Source organism: Propioniciclava tarda, assembly GCF_900182665.1.
Taxonomy (GTDB): Bacteria; Actinomycetota; Actinomycetes; order Propionibacteriales; family Propionibacteriaceae; genus Propioniciclava; species Propioniciclava tarda.
In genome coordinates, this window is the sequence record NZ_FXTL01000018.1 from 1 (window position 1) to 16,378 (window position 16,378).

General features: G+C 65.5%; 10 protein-coding genes. 8 read left to right on the forward strand and 2 right to left on the reverse strand.

The features are described 5' to 3' along the window. The first annotated feature begins 418 nt into the window (after window positions 1–418). From FN821_RS11990 to FN821_RS12010, 5 genes are all read left to right on the forward strand, one after another. Window positions 419–1,927: an ATP-binding protein gene (locus FN821_RS11990; RefSeq protein ID WP_131172884.1), complete on the forward strand. Its 1,509-nt coding sequence runs from the start codon at window positions 419–421 to the stop codon at window positions 1,925–1,927. Further along, the gene (locus FN821_RS11995; protein WP_131172883.1) at window positions 1,927–3,117 is read left to right on the forward strand and encodes a C40 family peptidase; all 1,191 of its coding nucleotides are present in this window, start codon (window positions 1,927–1,929) and stop codon (window positions 3,115–3,117) included. The genes FN821_RS11990 and FN821_RS11995 overlap by 1 nt, the downstream gene beginning before the upstream one ends. 50 nt (window positions 3,118–3,167) lie before the next feature. Next, a complete protein-coding gene (locus FN821_RS12000; RefSeq protein ID WP_131172882.1) occupies window positions 3,168–3,485 on the forward strand; it encodes a hypothetical protein in 318 nt (105 codons plus the stop codon). Next, entirely contained in the window at window positions 3,482–4,948 is a 1,467-nt protein-coding gene (locus FN821_RS12005) for a hypothetical protein (protein ID WP_131172881.1), read from the forward strand. Before FN821_RS12000 ends, FN821_RS12005 begins: the two co-directional genes overlap by 4 nt. A 68-nt stretch (window positions 4,949–5,016) precedes the next feature. Next, window positions 5,017–5,763, forward strand: a complete 747-nt coding sequence (locus tag FN821_RS12010) for a DUF5131 family protein (RefSeq protein WP_131172890.1) — start codon at window positions 5,017–5,019, stop codon at window positions 5,761–5,763. Here the strand turns inward: FN821_RS12010 and tcmP are convergent. Further along, entirely contained in the window at window positions 5,736–6,860 is a 1,125-nt protein-coding gene (tcmP, locus tag FN821_RS12015; RefSeq protein ID WP_131172880.1) for a three-Cys-motif partner protein TcmP, read from the reverse strand. The two genes, FN821_RS12010 and tcmP, sit on opposite strands and share 28 nt — an antisense overlap. A gap of 8 nt (window positions 6,861–6,868) precedes the next feature. Further along, entirely contained in the window at window positions 6,869–11,752 is a 4,884-nt protein-coding gene (locus FN821_RS12020) for a DEAD/DEAH box helicase (RefSeq protein WP_241660247.1), read from the reverse strand. A 189-nt stretch (window positions 11,753–11,941) separates the two neighbouring features. Here FN821_RS12020 and FN821_RS12025 point away from each other — a divergent pair, with 189 nt between their 5' ends. The 3 genes from FN821_RS12025 to FN821_RS12035 all read left to right on the forward strand — a co-directional run bounded on the left by FN821_RS12025 (window position 11,942) and on the right by FN821_RS12035 (window position 16,377). Beyond that, a complete protein-coding gene (locus FN821_RS12025; protein ID WP_131172879.1) occupies window positions 11,942–14,008 on the forward strand; it encodes a hypothetical protein in 2,067 nt (688 codons plus the stop codon). A 558-nt stretch (window positions 14,009–14,566) separates the two neighbouring features. Continuing rightward, window positions 14,567–14,953: a hypothetical protein gene (locus FN821_RS12030; protein WP_131172878.1), complete on the forward strand. Its 387-nt coding sequence runs from the start codon at window positions 14,567–14,569 to the stop codon at window positions 14,951–14,953. Then, window positions 14,950–16,377 carry a type IV secretory system conjugative DNA transfer family protein gene (locus FN821_RS12035; protein ID WP_131172877.1) on the forward strand — a complete coding sequence of 476 codons (1,428 nt, stop codon included), beginning with the start codon at window positions 14,950–14,952 and terminating at the stop codon, window positions 16,375–16,377. The genes FN821_RS12030 and FN821_RS12035 overlap by 4 nt, the downstream gene beginning before the upstream one ends. Window position 16,378 lies beyond the last annotated feature (1 nt).

The window sequence follows — 16,378 nt, forward strand, 5'->3', positions numbered from 1 at the left end:
ACCTAGCCAGAGCCACAATCGACGAACCCGACACGACCATCCCGCCACCCAGCCGGCGTAACCCCGGGTCGCGCATTGATCAGCGTTTCCCTAGGTCTTCCCGCCCGCGTCGACCACAGAGCTGGGCATCGACGTCCTCCACCCGCAGAACTCCACCCAAGCCGCTAGACAGATTCTCAGCTCGCTCATGCCGACCCTCCCCGTCTTCGCGAACCCTGGCAGCCGACCTCATCCACACCTGATCGAGACACTCTTCACAACCGGCCCGCACGCAGCCCCGGTTCGAGCCCAGTCCGTCGTCCGGGAACCCGCTTCCCCGGCGATATGTGGGCGAGGTGATGACTGTGACTTCTTCCCGAGCCCACATGACTGTGGAGGTACGGCGCTATGGCGTGCGTGACCACCGGCGGCGGTCCGAGTGAGCCGCCCACGCTCGGGTCGATCGACGGCCGAGCTATTGGCCGACTTCGGACACGAGCTGCCGGCCGCACCGGCGGCGTCCATCTCCACCCGTGACCCGCGGTTGTTCGCGACTGTTCCGGCGGGCGGGCCGCGGCGTCCGGGTCGTGGTTGGTCGGCGGCGTCGGTGCCTGTGTCGCAGTGGCGGATGACGTCGGACCAGGCCGCTTGTCTGTGGCCGATGATCGCCACCCCCGCGCTGCCGCCGACCGGTGCCCAGTTGGGCATCGACGAACTGTCGGGGGGCTGCTTCTACGCCGACCCGCTCGGCTGGGTGCTGGACGAGGCGGTGCCGGTCACGAACCCGAACGTGATGAGTTACGGCAAACCGGGCGGCGGCAAGTCGGCCGATCCGAAGGCGTTCATCACCGCCATGTTCGACTTCGGCTACAAGGCGCTGATCCTGGGCGACGTCAAAGACGAGTATGAGCCGTTGTGCCGCTCCCAAGGCGTCGAACCGTTCCGAGTCGGTCCCGGCCTCCCGGCCCGGCTCAACCCCCTCGACCTGGGCCCCCTCGGTGATGGTTGGGCGTCGCTGTCCCGCGAAGAGATCGGACGCCGCGCCGCCCTGTTGTTCCCGCGCTGGCTCGGGCTGCTCCGCTCCCTGGTCGCCTCCCAACACGTCGGGGATCAGCGGGTGCCGTTCAGCCCGACCGACGCTCGCGTCCTCGAAACGGTGCTGAAGCAGCTGACCGGGTACAGCAACGGCCAGCACACCCTGCAGGTCACCACCATCCCTGCTGTCTGGGACGCCCTCAACAACCCCACCAACGACCTGATCGTCGAGTGCCGTTACGAGTCGGTGCGGCAGTTCCTCGACGAGACCCGGCTGGTCCGCGACGCTCTGGCCCAGCTGTGCACGGGCGCGTTGGCGGGCATGTTCGACGACTACACCACCATCAGCGTCGACTGGACCGCCCCCATCCAGTCCCTGTCCCTGTCGCGCCTCGAAGCGCTCGGGGATGAGGCCACCGGGATCGCGTTGGCGTGTGTGTCGTCGTGGGGACGGGGCATGCGCGAGGTCAAGGAGTCCGGCGACCTGCGGATCAATATCCGCGACGAGGTGTGGAAACAGATGCGCCTCGGCCTGGCCGCCGTGCAGAACTTGGACGCCGACCTGCGGCTGTCCCGCCGCGACGGCGAGGTCAACTGGATGATCGGCCACAAGCCCGGCGACTCGGCCGGTGCCGGGAACACTGGCACCGCCGCCCGGGCGATCGCGTCCGAGCTGCTGGCGCTGGCGGACATCAAGATCCTCCACGGCCAAGAGGCCCGGGTGGCTGACGAGTTGCAGGCGCTGATCGGTTTCTCACCGCTGGTCCACGACCTGATCACCGGCTGGGCGACCCAGCGTCCCGGACGCGCCGTCTGGTGCGTCGGGCCCCGCCTCTACAAGGTCCAAACCGTCCTCCACCCCATCGTGAAAGCCCTCGCGTTCACCAACCAGGCCCTCGAAGGAGCAGCCTGATGAAAACCCTCGCCCTCCTTCTGGCCAGCGCCCTCTTGACGATCGTCGCCGTCCCACTTGCCCTGATCCTGCTCATCGCAGGCACTACACCGCCCGTGACGGACGTCCTCTGCACCCCACCACCGCCGGCCCCATCGACCCCATCCGCTTCGACGGCGTCTGCTCTCACCACATCCCCACCGGGCCGACCTGCGGCGGAGGCGTCCGTCTTGGCAGTGACGATGCCGCCCTCCCCGTCGCCCGCGGGTGCGGTGGGGTTCGTGTTGCCTGCTCCGGGGACGCCCCGGCGGGTGTCGCTGACGAACCCGCCGATCCCGATCCCCGCCGACATCGAAGCCCTCTACCGGCAGGCCGCCACCAAGTACCGGGTGTCGTGGTTGCTGCTGGCCGGCGTCGGCATGGACGAGACCAACCACGGCACCAACCCCAAGAACGATGGCCACGGGGTCGGGCTGATGCAGTTCCTACCTTCCACGTGGGCCGAGTACGGCACCGACGGGGACGGCGACGGCCACGCCACCATCACCAACAACGCCGACAGCATCTTCAGCGCCGCCCGCTACCTGGCCGCCCTCGGCGCCACCGAGGGCCCGGACGGGGTCCGGGCCGCGCTCGGCGTCTACAACCCGAACGCTTGGTACACCAACGACGTCCTCTATTACGCCGCCGCCTACTCCGGCGACGACCAAGCCGCCAACCCCTGCCTCATCGGCGACACCCAACCCGGCAACCCCAGCACCAGCTCCGCGACCGGGCCGGCGGCGTCCACCATCGCCTACGCGGAACGCTGGCTCGGCACCCGGTACAGCTGGGGCGGCGGCAACCCGGACGGTCCCACCCTCGGGATCTGCTGCTCACCCGGCGGGCAGGACGCCCGCAGCATCGTCGGCTTCGACTGCTCCGGGCTCGTCTTGTACGCCTACGCCCACATCGGCATCCGGCTACCCCATTTGGCCGACGACATCACCTACCGCTCCGGCGGCCAGACCATCCCGCGCGACTTCACCCAGATGCGCCCCGGTGACGTCATCGGCTTCTCCTACACCCCCGGTGGCCGCGCCTTCCACGTCGGCATCTACCGCGGCGACGGAACCATGATCAACAGCGACGGCCACGGCGTCTCGATCGCCACCCTCACCAGCGGCTACTACAGCCACCTCGCCTGGCACATCGTCCGCTTCACCACCTAGATCGGACGCCCACGGCGACCGTTCGGCGTCCACACGAAAGGAACCCGCACATGCTGAACATCACCACCGCCCTCGAACAGGCCGCCACCCTGCTCGACGGAGCCACCCGCCACGGACTCGACCAAGACGACCTGCCCGACCGGGCCCTGTTCGCCCTCCACGAGACCACCGAAATCCAACACGACCTGATGCGGCTCGCCGGCCTCAGCTGGCTCCCCCTCGGTGACCTGCACGAACCCGCCCCCGCCCTCACCCAAGCCGCCGACCTCCTCCACCAGGCCGTCTTGGACCTGGCTCCCGGACAAGAACTCACGATCATCGGCTACGAACTGAGACTCCGACGCCTCGCCGACCAGGTCACCCCATGACCAGCCTCGGCGACCACCTCGACCAGCTCGACACGCTCACTGCGGAGCTCGTCCGTGAACAACCCCCACCTGAGCAGGCCGGCCAGATCCTCGCCGGATGGCCGGGAGTCGCGGACGCCGCGGCGCGGGCTCTGCTGCGCATCCCGACGTTGAACAGCGACGACACCGCCGGACTGTTCCGCTCCCTGATCGACCTCGCTCACCAACCCACCCCTGCCGGCGGCGGGCTCGCGCCGATGGCGTCCATCGCGGACGCCTACGCCGGCGTCCGGGACCGGCTCGACGACCAACCCGTCGCCCGCGGCGCCGACGTCCACCACGCCCAAATCCTGCACAGCCGCCTCACCCGACCCCTGAACACCCTCGCCGAATGGACCAGCTTCTACGCCGCCCCCCACCAACCGAGCTTGCAGGCGGCCTTCGACGACTTGGCGCGCAGCACCCGCAGCCGGCATCTCGACACTGGCACCCGGTACGCCGACCTCGGCGCGGTTGACCTGCACGCGGATGACCCGATCCTGCGCGCGGCGGCCCGGTGGGCGACGCATGTCACCGCGACCCTGCAACCCGAGCGGGTCAGCACCTCCGGACTCCGGGCCACTCTTGGTGACCTCAACATCACCACCGCCACCGCCTACTACCTCACCAAAGCCGTCCTGCTCACCCGCCACGTTGACCCGACCATCGGCACCGACGCCGTCGCCGCACTCTGGGACGCCCGCAACGAATGGCGCATCCAGGCCCGCCAGTTCCCCCGCGACCTGAGACTCGGCGACCTCATCTCTGCCGAACGCAATCACACCGCAGCGACCCTCCGCGACACCCTCAGCCACCACTTCCACGACGCACGCGGCGACTGGCTCCCCGCCGGAGAACTCACCACCCGCTACACCCCCCAGCAGGTGCTTCTGTACGCGCGGGCACTCGCCGAAATCACCGACGGCGTCGGCGTCCACTACCTCAACGCCCTCCGACACCTCCCCGAGCTGTCTGCGAAACGGGTCGACCCGACGTATCGGCCCGTGTTCGCCGCCGGAACCGACCTCACCAAAGCCCGCCGCGAACGATGGCTCCCCATCGCCGCCAACGACCACGAACTCCGACAACTCGCCACCCGAGCCACCCTCGCCGTCTCTGAAACCGGACGAGCCCTCGACACCATCAGAGACACAGCCCTCACCGGAACCCCGGGCCAAGGTCGGGCAGGAACCGTCGGACGCCCGACCCCGACCGTCACCAAGGAAGCCCTCACGAAGGTGATCGCCACGCTCGACGCCATGATCCCCACCACCCACCACAAACACGGCCACATCAACCCCGGCACCCGCCCAGCCTGGGCCAACGGCAACACCCCACCCGAGAGCCTCCCCGACGTCCGGACGCCGGCACTCATTCAGCGAGAGAGCCGGGTGAGCCCTCAGAGCGCCCCAGCTCGGAGCTCCCCAAACTCATTTCATGTATAGAACAAATGATCGATTCAAGACCCGGAGTGGCTACCGAGGAAGTGGACGTGGTGGCCTACGGTGGCACCATGCGTGCTGACTCAGCGATCGAGTGGACGGAATCGACATGGAACCCCGTCACGGGCTGTGATCGAGTCTCGGCTGGGTGCGACAACTGCTACGCGTTGGCGCTGGCCAAGCGTCTCCAAGCTATGGGCAGCCCGCGCTATCGAGTCGACGGCGACCCGCGAACCTCCGGGCCGGGGTTCGGAGTCACCCTCCATCACGACCTCGTCGACGCGCCGAGGGCTTGGCGTCGGCCGCGAATTGTCTTCGTCAACTCAATGTCAGATCTCTTCCATGCGCGGGTACCCCTCGCGTTCATCCAGAGGGTTTTTGAAACGATGGAGGCCACTCCTCAGCACACCTATCAGGTGCTGACCAAACGTGCCACAAGGTTGGCACGGCTAGCACCGCAGCTGTCATGGCCAGACAATGTCTGGATGGGCGTCTCCGTCGAGAACGCTCAGCAACTCGACCGGGTCAACGAACTGCGCAAAGTCCCGGCGGCCGTGCGGTTCCTGTCCTGCGAGCCACTGCTCGGCCCACTCGATAGTCTCGATCTCACTGGGATTTCCTGGGTAATTGTTGGTGGCGAGTCGGGTCCGCGGTATCGGCCGGTGGACCTCGAATGGGTGCGCAGAGTCCGGGACGCCTGCTCGCTCTCTGACGTACCCTTCTTCTTCAAGCAGTGGGGTGGGCGGACCCCGAAGATCGCCGGTCGTGAACTCGACGGTCGCCTTTGGGATCAAATGCCCGTAGCCGCCACGGGATAGACCGCGTACGTCCGCGTGCCTTTGCCCTTCTTCGCGAGGCGCAGTACCTGCGCATCGTTCAGATCGCGGGCGATCTGATTGATCTCAGTGTCGCTCAAGACCCCGATGGCCCCGTCGAGGACCTGGCTCGCAACGAGTCGCAGCTCGAGTCCCGCGGACGGGCCCTGTGAGATGGTCGTGAGGTTGCGGGCGATGCGTTCGCGTGCATCCTGGTAGTCGGCTAAGACATCGACAGGCTCGAAGAGCGACGCTTGGCCCTTGAGGTCCAACACTTCCGACTCGCTGCGCCACTCCCGCATCGAGCGAGCAACTGCGTCGCTCATCACCCAAGTCCCATGCGGCGACCTCGTGATGTGGACCAGGTAGAACACCGGCTGACCAGTCGGGCGCTTCCGGACTGGAATCGCCATGACTGATGAGTCGGGGATGGCTGCCGCCAACTGTTCGACGTAGTCGTAGACCAACTCGTGCAACGCGGTCTCCCAGCTAGCAGTCGACTTCGATCGACCCCGCTGAATGGACTCCCTCCACCAAGAACCACACACCATGTCCAAGACACTGGATGTCTCCCGGGTAATGGCATTCGCTGCGACGCGACGGCCCAGATCCCCGTTGAAGTTGAGCAGTATCTCTGTGGGTGGCCACGAAGGCGCCCGCTGCGCGAGCAGGCAAACCTGCTGAAAGGTTAGGCCAGCTCCACACGGATCGAGGAAAAGGAAGAGAGCCCGCCGCTGCGCCCGACTGAGAATCTCTGGCAGATTTGATTCGACTGTGCCGCCGGAAACGCGCGCCAGGCTCGATGGGTAGTGGCCGACTACCTGGAGAAGCTCCGACCGCGTCTTGTCATCCTTCTCTACGAGCTCAACTTGCGTGCTCCCCGACGGTGCTGCGGCCGCGGCCATGAGGAGCAGCTCTGCAGAGCCAGGCTTTCCTGACTTGTCTCGCCCGTTGCCTGCGTAGCCATCCACCAAGGTGACCGGAGCCGAACGCGCGAGCTTCTGCGTGAAAGCGATTGTGTATCGGCCCAAGACTCGATGCTTTAGGAAGGACTGGATAGCCTCCTCTTCCAGCAAGCCCGCACTAGTTCCAGTCGCCATTTCGGTTCCTATAGGGGTAGGTGAGGTAGGGAGTCGACGATCTTCATCGTGTCGATCGACACCCTGGTGACGCGCTTGATCAGGTCGACGATGTATCGCGGGTCGTTGTGTTCGCGGCACCAGTCGTTCGGGTCGTTGACGATGCCGGACGCCTTGTCGGTCTTCACCTGGTAGCGGTCGATCAGCCACTCCAGCGCGGACCGCGAGCCCAGCATGTAGCGGTGCGCCTCCGCTGGGATGTCGCCCAGTGTCACCAGCGCGTTGTAGACGATCGCCTTCTTCGTCGTCTTGTCGGCCCAGCGCATCTTCGTCACCCGGAACGTCTCGAACGGGTCCCCGAACGCCGGCGCCTGCTCGTGCAGCGGGTACGGCTCGACCGTCTCGTAGTTGACGTGCAGGTCCGCGAGCTTGCGACCCGCGTTACCGAAGGCGAAGAAGTCGGACGCCGTCGCCGCCAGCGGAATGCGCGGCAGCATCCGCTTCAGGTCGGCCGCGAACGTGATGCGGTATTGCTCCGAGTGCAGGACGCCGTACACGTAGTAGAAGACGTCGTCCTTCGTTACTGACGCCCCGAACCTCTCCCGGTAGAGCGCCTGGATGCCGTCGGTGATGTTGTCGACGCGCCGGTATCCCCACTCATCGACGTCGCCGCCGGCTGAACCTGTCGAAGTCGTCTCCAGAAGCGACCCTTGCTCGTGCCCTGAGCCTGTTGAAGGGTCGGACGCCTTCTCGTAGGTCCAGCGTGGGAAGAACTGGGCCGCGTCCACGTACATCTTGGAGTCGGGAAGCAGGCCAGCCATGAGAACGGAGAAGGGAGCGCGCGCGCCGGAGTCGATCACCGTGATTCCGACGTTCGCGTGATTGGGCGTTGGGAAGAACCGGCCCTGCTGATACACGCGATGGACCATGCTCGGGTCGAAGTAGACGGCCTGCTTCGTGAACGGCCGATAGAGGCCGTTCCGGATCGCCTCGGCATCGAAACTGTGTTGCTTGCCCTTGAGTGCATCGGCGATCAGTCGGTCGGTCCAGCTGATCCTGGTGGGGTCTAGGTCGAGGCTGCCGCCGGCCCCACGTGAAGTGCTGGCTTGCGTCGCGTAGAACTCGATCATCCGGCGCATGTTGGTGTCGACCGCATCCCGAGAGTAGCTGTAGCACCAGGAGTCTCGGTTGGTCTGGATGCCCGATGAACTCCAGCCGAAATGTGCTTCCTCTGACTCATCGCCTCTCAATGTGATCGCCGGGAAGCCGATGAAGGAGGTGCTTCGTTGGTGGAGCCAGTCGCCGGCCCGGTTCGGGTTGAGTGTCGTCCAAGCAGTGGAATCGAGCGTGGTCGCGTTGATGCGGGCCAGCTTTTCGTCGGCGGTCTGGTAGTCGGGAACGCCCAAGTAGTGCACCCGCGCTGGGGTGTGTGAGGTGGTCAATCGTTTGACGGCGATGAGAATGGCCACACCGGTCCGGGCGCCGGAGCCGAAGACTTTGCCGCCTTCCTGGCGCGAGGTTTCGCCCGCAGTGCGTTGGTTTCCGCGCAGGTTGTAGACGTAGATTTCGCTGAACTCTGTTTGAAAGGTCTTGCGGATGCCGTCGGCGGTGTTGCCGTCGACCCAGCCGTTGTTGCTGACGAAGGCGATGACGCCGTGACCGCCGATTCGGTCGGTAGCCCAGCGGAACGCCCGGACGTAGGAGTCGTAGAGGCTGTTCTTGAGGGTCGCGGTGGAGCGGGCCGCGTACGTCTCGGCGATGCGCGCGTCAAGAGTGGCGTACTTCAGGTTCGCGTTGTTGTCGTTAGCGGAGCCTTGTCCGGCCGAGTACGGCGGGTTGCCGACGATGACCTTGATCGGGGCGGCGAGCTGGGCTTCGATGCGGTCGTTGTTGACAGGGATAAGCGAGGTGTCGGCGCGGTCGCCTTCTTCGGTGATCTGGAAGGTGTCGGTGAGGGTGGCGCCGGGGAACGGGACGTACGGCACGTCGATCGGTGCGGTCGACCCTTCGACAGGCTCAGGGAACGGCACGTCCGCATGACCACCCACTTCGACAAGATCCGAGCCCAAGGTGTCGGCGGCGTCCGTGATGTCTTTGAGGTGTTGGCGGATGATGGCTTGGTAGGTGGTTTCGATGTTGACGCACGCGATGTAGTAGGCGAGCAGCATGATCTCGTTGGCCCACAACTCCGAGGTGTATTTGCGGGCGAGGTCTTCGGGGCGGATGATGCCGGACTCCAGCAGGCGCACGATGAAGGTGCCGGTGCCTGTGAAGGGGTCGAGGATGTGGACGCCTTCGTCGGTGAGTCCGTAGCCGAACTCCTGCCGGCAGACGTCGTCGGCGGCGCGCAGGATGAAGTCGACGATCTCGACGGGCGTGTAGACGACCCCGAAGCTGGCCGCTTGCTTGGGGAACGCCTTCTTGAAGAAGTTCTCGTACAGCTCGTGGATGACGGTTTGGCGTCCGGCGGCGGTTTCGATCTGTGAGGCGCGTTTGCGCACCGAGTCGTAGAACTTCTCCAGGCTGGCGGTTTCGGCGTCCAGGCCGTGCCCGGCGAGGGCGTCCACCATCTTCTGCATGGTGATCGACACCGGGTTGTGAGCGGCGAACGAATCGTGCTCGAACAGGGCGTCGAACACGGGCTTGGTGATCAGGTGTTGGCTGAGCATGTTCGCGGCGTCGTCGGCGTTGATCGAGTCGTTCAGGTTGGCTTTGAGCCCGTCAAGGAAGGTGTCGAACTCGGCGGTCACGGCCGGGTCGCCGGCGTCCAGGATGGCTTTGATGCGGGCGCGCTGGTTGGCGGCGATGTCGACGACGGAGTCGGCCCATTGGTCCCAGTACTCCCGGTCGCCGACCTTCTTCACGATGCGGGCCAGGATCGAGTCGCGCCAATGCCCGAGGTCGAACAGCGGCAGCTGGACGCCGCCGTCCGACGTCTTGAGGGGTTTGCCTTCGGCGTCGTCGGTGGGCCCGCCTGTGCCGATGACGTCGAGGATGATCTTGCCCTTGGTGTTCTTGTCGAGGTCGATCGAGTTGATCATCGCGTTGAAGCGGTCGTCGTGGGAGCGCAGGGCGTTGAGGACGTCCCAGACGACCTTGAACCGCTTGTTGTCCTTCAACGCCTCTTCGGGGGCGAGCCCGGCGGGGATCGCGACGGGCAAAATGACGTAGCCGTAATCCTTGCCGTCCGACCTTCGCATCACCCGTCCGACGGACTGGACGACGTCTACCAGGCTGTTGCGCGGGTGCAAGAACAGCACGGCGTCCAACGCGGGCACGTCGACACCCTCGGACAGGCAGCGGGCGTTCGACAGCACCCGACACTCCCCCTCCGGGATCGGCGCTTTCAGCCAGGCCAGCCGGTCCGCGCGTTCGAGGGCGTTCATGGTGCCGTCGACGTGCTCAACGTCGCAGGTGGGGCCGTCGGCGTCCTGGACCAGGGTTTCGACGACCTCGGGGAACGCCCCGGCGAACCCCTTCGACGCTTTGATGTCGCGGCAGAACGCGACCGCACGTTTCATCGGGGTCGGGTTGAGGCCAAAGTCGTGATCGGTAGTGCGTTTCGCCAGCCCGTTCCAACAGCCGACGATCTTCGCCGCATCATCGAGCGACAGCTCCCGGTCGTCGTTCGCCATCGCGGCCTGCAGATGGGTGGCGATCGCGTCGCCTTCGACGACCAGGATCATCACCTTGTAGTCACTTAGCAGGTTCCGCTCGACGGCCTCCCCGAACCCGAGCCGGTGGAACTCCGGGCCGTAGGCGGTCTCGTCGTCCATCGACGTCAACACCGCCGACGCCTCGTCGGCTTTCCGCTTCACGTCCTCGCCGTAGATCCGCGGGGTCGCCGTCATGTACAGCCGCTTGGCGGCGGGCAGGTAGGTGTTGTCGTGCACCTTCACGAACGCCGACTCGGCCGTGTCGCCGGTCAAGGTGACGCCGGTGGTGCGGTGCGCCTCATCACACAAGATCAGGTCGAAAGCCTGGTTCGACTGCCGCTGGGCTTGGGCGACCACATCGATCGACTGATACGTCGAGAACACGACGGTCATCTGGCGCCCGCGGCGTCCGATCTTCGCCATCTCGGACGCCAACCGGGCGGCGTCCGTCGTCGGTAAGGGGATGTCGTGGGTGGTGATGTCCTCGGCCTGCCGTCCGGCCTTGGTGTCAGAACACACCACGAACGGACGAATGTCGGTCTGCGTCTGGGCCATCCACTCCCGCAACGTCTGCGACACCAACGAAATGGACGGGGCCAGGAACAACACCTTCAACTGGCCACCGTTCTCGGCGGCCAGTTGCTCGGCCAGCTTCAAGCTGGTGAACGTCTTCCCGGTGCCGCAGGCGCTGATCCACTTGCCGCGGTCGTGGGTCACGAAGCCTTCGCGGATCGCGGCAATGGCGTCCTTTTGGTGCGGACGCAACGAGTACCGCACCGCCTTCTTCAGCTTGAACTCCAAGCCCTGCTTCGACTCCAACATCCAATCGATCGGCGACTCAGCGATATCGGCCAGGCCGATGCGCTGCACCGGGATCTGCTGGTTCTCCAGGGCCGTCTCGGCCTGCGACGACCAACGGTCCGTCGTCGAGATGATGATCCGGTTGGTGAACGTCACCCCGTCCCACGCCTTGCCCGACGCGGTGAAGAACGAATCAATATCGGCCTTCGCCAGGGTGTGCTTCGGGTCGTAGAACTTGCACTGGATCGCCGTCCACTCCCCGGTGTCCTTGTTCCGTGCCACCAGATCGATGCCCGAATCGTGGGTGTTCTCGGCGTGGTCCCAGTCAGGCCAACGCTTCACCTCGTCGTACTCGACAGCCAACGTCGGATCCAGGAAGAAGTAGTCGACCATCAACCGCTCGAACTTCTCACCACGCTCCGCGTTCGACGGAGCCGCCCGGAAGTCCTCAATCACGTCATGGACCGTCGTCTTCGTCGCCACAGCGCAAACCCCCTAGAAGCCAGTGCATTCAACCTAGCGGGCGGCGCGGCGCGGGTCATCGGAGAGTGTCGGTCCGGCAGCCTAGACTCCGCGAGTGCGCCATCAGCTCTCACGGGTTCGTCGTGCGCTCTCGGGAGCTAAACACGACAAGGGAGTCCGTCTGTGAGCAGTGCAACGCCATCAAGCCAAGTCCTGCTGGCGACGATGGCGCTCATCAAGGCAAACGCCGACGCCGGCAAGACCCATCTCGACAACTTCACCCCCTTCGTTTTGGAGGCCATGCGGCCAGAGCCTTCCCGGTCCTTCCAGCCCCACGAAATAGGTGCCGCTGTCTCCGAGATGATGGGTATCGAACTGCCCACGAGGGTGGCTGAGGCACTGCTGAAACGCCTAGCGCGTCAGCGGGATGTCGTCCGAGACAATCGAGAGTATCGATTAGAGGAGGGCGTGGCCCAGCGGCTCCCCAACTTGTTGGCCAAGCAGGCCGCGTTCGTCCGCGACCAAGAGGCGCTGATCGACAAGCTCATTGCGTTTGCGGCGGGAGAGCATCAGACAGTTCTCGACCGCGAAGCGGCGGCGGCCGCACTATATGCGCAGATCGAGGACGACACTGTGGACCTGCTACGCGTCGCAGTGCGTGCCGACCCATACCGACGAAGGGCTCTGTCCGATGACACGTCGTACGTTGTCTCGGACTTCATAGCAAATGTGGCGCGCGCGGACCCTCAGGGCTATGACGCGATCGTTGCGGCAGCAAAGGGAACGATGCTCGCCGCAGCCATCCAGATCCCCAACTTGGAACGGATTGAAAGCAAGTTCGTCAACACGACTCTCTACCTTGATTCACCACTTCTGCTTCAGCTGGTCGGGTTGGAAGGGCCCGAAGCCCAGTCCGCAGTTTCTGAAGTGCTACGCGTCGCGCGCACCGCAGGGGCGAAGGTCGCTTGCTTTGAGCACAGTGTTGACGAGGCTGAGGGCGTGATTCGCGCAAACGCAGAAGCGCGCCGCAGGCCTGGCAAGGTTCCGACCCGTATTACCGGCATTCAAGCGTGGGCGATCAAGTCGAACTTGGACCATCACGACCTCCTGATCGAGTCTGAGAAGTTCCGATCCAAAGTGAGTCACCAGGCCATAACTGTCGAAGAACGCCCTGATCACATCCCTCGCATCGAGGTCAGTGAAGATGGACTCCGCGAGGCTCTCGAGAGCGCGATTGCCTACCGCACCGATGAACCGCTTCTGCGTGACCTAGATAGCTTGGTAGCGATCCATAACCTCCGCCGCGGGTCCAGCTCCGCGGCGATCGAGTCGTGTCGGGCCGTGCTTATCACTGATAATGATGCCGTCGCACGGGTGGCTCGATCCTTCTTCTCGCGTGAAGGTCACCAATGGCCGGTAGCCACCTCCATGAGCGACCTTGCGACGATTCTCTACCTCAAGACGCCCCAAGAGGCGTCCACCCTGCCTTCTCTCCTTCTTGTCGCCGAGGCCTTCGCTGGCCTTGAGCCTGGGTCAGCGCTGTGGACGCGATTCCTGAAAATCGTCGAGGGGCAAGCTGAAAAGGGTGATGTCACAGCCGAAGACATCGCGCTCCTCTGCCATTCCGAAGAGAGCCGGCGCTTCCTCATGGAGGCGACACTAGGCAGAGCGGACAAGGTGTCGGACGAGTCCGTGAGCGAAATCCTCGAACGTGCCAAGCAATATGCTTCGGCCCCCGCCCGCGCTGACGCAGCTCTGGATGCAGTGAAGCGCAAGGTCGCTGAGGAGCAACGTGACGCGACGAACGAGAGGCTATCTCGCACCGAGCAGGAAGTCGAAGGCCTCAAGAGCGGCGTCCTCGATGCCAACCTGCGCGCAAAACGCCTTGAGGAGAACATCCAAGAGGTCGCGTTGAACATCCGGAAGGAGGCAGTCGCCAGGGCGAACAGGAGGGCCAAGGCAGTCGCGAGCCTCGTCAGTGTCGCGTTGTTGGGTGCAGGGGTCGCATCCTTCGCTGGGTGGGTTCCCGATGGACTGCTCGGTACGACGTTGAAAGTACTCACCTTTGCCGGCGGCATCCTTGGGCTGGTCACCGCAGTGATGGGAGGCAATCTTGTGGCTTGGCTTCACATGGTCAGAGACCCGCTAGCCAATCAGATCGAGAGAAGCCATCGCCGGAGGCTGGGCCTGCCCTCAGTGGCAAGGGGCAAAGCGAAAGGTTCCGCTCCAACGCCGCATGTTGATCAATGAGGACTCACGTGGCGCCCGGCTTCGCGGAGTGATTTACCCATTCATTACAGGGGCGTCGGCCCCGACGAAGCATTGGGGCATTCGCGCATACCTTTCTGGCCACGCCGGGGGTGAGTGAGGGAATCGCTGTGATCGCGTAACGCAGGTCGTTCCGCTGCAAGTGCCGACCCCGAATCGTCCCTAGGTTGGTCGGGCAGTACAAGCCGGCTCCGCGGAGCCGACCTCGCAGGGCGACCATTGCGTGGTGTCGACTGGGAGCGGGAGCGAGTTCCCCGTCCGCGGTGCCAACTGCGACGACGGGCAGGGCCAATCCGTCCCGACCGACATCGGCGGGTGGCATCCACCCGCATGGGTCACGCTGCACGCGCGAGACGCTACGCACCCGCACTGACAAAACCCCTTGCACGCACGGGCCGCGGGGAACGCCCAGGCCCAGGTGTCCGGGAAGGCGTTCGTTCGGCGGTAAGAGCAGGAGGAGGCGTCAAGCGGATGATCGAACGCGAAGCAGAGCAGTATCCATTCACCTGGGAGGGTCCACTCCTCTTAGGTGTTGCGGGTGTGGCGATGCTCGCCGTCGCAGTTCAGCTCGGCAGGGGCGTGGCCAACCTGACGCTTGGCGCCGGCTGGCTGTGGCCAACCGGTGAGCGGTTCTTCTCAAGCCTGTTCGGCATCCTTGGTGGTGACGGCGCCGCGGGTCTGGTGGGCGTCCGGAACGCCGCCTCGGGCTGGCAGTTGATGGTGTGGGTGACAGCATCCGTGTCGGTGGCCTTGGTGCTGGGCGTCTTGGCCCTCGTGGCGGCGAACCGGCGTTGGAGCTCGGGTGCGGTCCGCGGGACGGCGTCCACGAGCGAGGCGCGGGAGGTGCTGGGCGTGCAACGGCTGCGACGCCATCGTCGAGTGATCCGGCCGGATCTGAATCCGCGTCGGCTCGGGAGACTGCGATGAGCGCCACCGCACCGTCGGCGTCCAAGCCTCTTGCGGGCCGGCGACGCTTCGACCCCGTCCAGCTTGGTTGGCGCATCGGCACCGGGCTTCACCCAGCCGCGGGCGCTTTGTGGGCGCCATGGGACCGGACGGCTGGCGTGGTGGGTCCTCAAGGCTCGGGCAAGACCCTCGACCTGCTGACCCCCGCCTTGTTGCAGGCGCCCGGCGCCGCCCTGGTGACGCTCACCAAGGCCGACGATCTGTTGTTGTCGTTCCCGCAACGCTCGGCGGGTGGGCGTCCATGTGTGGTGCTGGACCCGTTCGGTTTGGTCGACGGGCTGCCGGAGTTGGTGTGGGACCCGGTCTCTGGCTGCGCCGACCGGATGACCGCGGAGCGGCGTGCGAAGGCGTTCACGGCGGGCACGATCCACACCGCCTCCCACACCGGCAGCGACTCGGCGGCCCGCTTCTACGCCGCGGAGGCGTCCAAGGTGTTGATGGGCTACTTCCACGCCGCCGCCCTCGCCGGGAAGACCCTCGACCACGTCCTCGACTGGGTTGCGAAACCACTCTCGACGTCGGAACCGGAAGAGATCCTGCGGACCCACCCGGCGTCCGACCGGCTCTGGGCCGGTCTGCTGGCTGGCGCCCTGCGGGGTGATGAGCGGACGGCGGCGAACACCGTCACGACGGTCCAGCAGGCGATGAGTCTGTTCTTCCAGGACTCGATCCGGCGCCGCTGCGTCCCGAGTGTGGGGCGTCCGGCCACGAACGTCGCCGACGTCATCAGCGCCGGGGGCACGTTCTACCTGCTCGGCCGCGAGGACCCGTACGCGTCGGCCTCCCCGCTGATGACCGCGGTCGCCGAACACATCCTCGACACCGCCCTCGCCCTCGGCAACGCCTCCCCGTGGGGGCGGTTGTGTCCGCCGATGCTGGCCTGCCTCGACGAGCTCCCCTCGACCGCACCGTTGCCGACGTTACGGACCCGGATGGCGAACGAACGCGCCCTCGGGCTGTCGTTCATCTGGGCAGCGCAAACCTTTCGGCAGTTGGCGGCGATCTTCGGTGAGCAGGACGCCCGCGCCCTGCTCGCGCTGACGAACGTGTTGATCTGGTTCGGTGGCTCCAAGGACGTCGCGTTCAACCAGGAAATCTCTGACCTGGTCGGCAAGACCCGCATTCTGCGTTCGACCTGGCAGCTGGGCGGGCACCGCGGCCGGTCGGTGCATTCGGAGGAGGCGCCGATCCTGCGACCCCAGGAGATCCGACAACTGCCCGAACGGCAAGCCTTGATCATCGCCGAGAACGCCCGCCCGATCATCGCCAAACTCAACCGCTGCATCGACGGACGCCAAGGGCGCCGCCTGCTTGCCGCGCAACGCGGCCTACGTGACCAACTGCGGACTGGCCGGACGGCGTCCGACCTGATGGGTGGAGAGTGAG

Excerpts from the sequence above, each read along its gene's own strand:
- FN821_RS11995 (WP_131172883.1), top strand. The coding sequence starts at position 1,927 with ATGAAAACCCTCGCCCTCCTTCTGGCCAGCGCCCTCTTGACGATCGTC.
- FN821_RS12000 (WP_131172882.1), top strand. The coding sequence starts at position 3,168 with ATGCTGAACATCACCACCGCCCTCGAACAGGCCGCCACCCTGCTCGAC.
- FN821_RS12005 (WP_131172881.1), top strand. The coding sequence starts at position 3,482 with ATGACCAGCCTCGGCGACCACCTCGACCAGCTCGACACGCTCACTGCG.
- FN821_RS12010 (WP_131172890.1), top strand. The coding sequence starts at position 5,017 with ATGCGTGCTGACTCAGCGATCGAGTGGACGGAATCGACATGGAACCCC.
- tcmP (WP_131172880.1), bottom strand. The coding sequence starts at position 6,860 with ATGGCGACTGGAACTAGTGCGGGCTTGCTGGAAGAGGAGGCTATCCAG.
- FN821_RS12035 (WP_131172877.1), top strand. The coding sequence starts at position 14,950 with ATGAGCGCCACCGCACCGTCGGCGTCCAAGCCTCTTGCGGGCCGGCGA.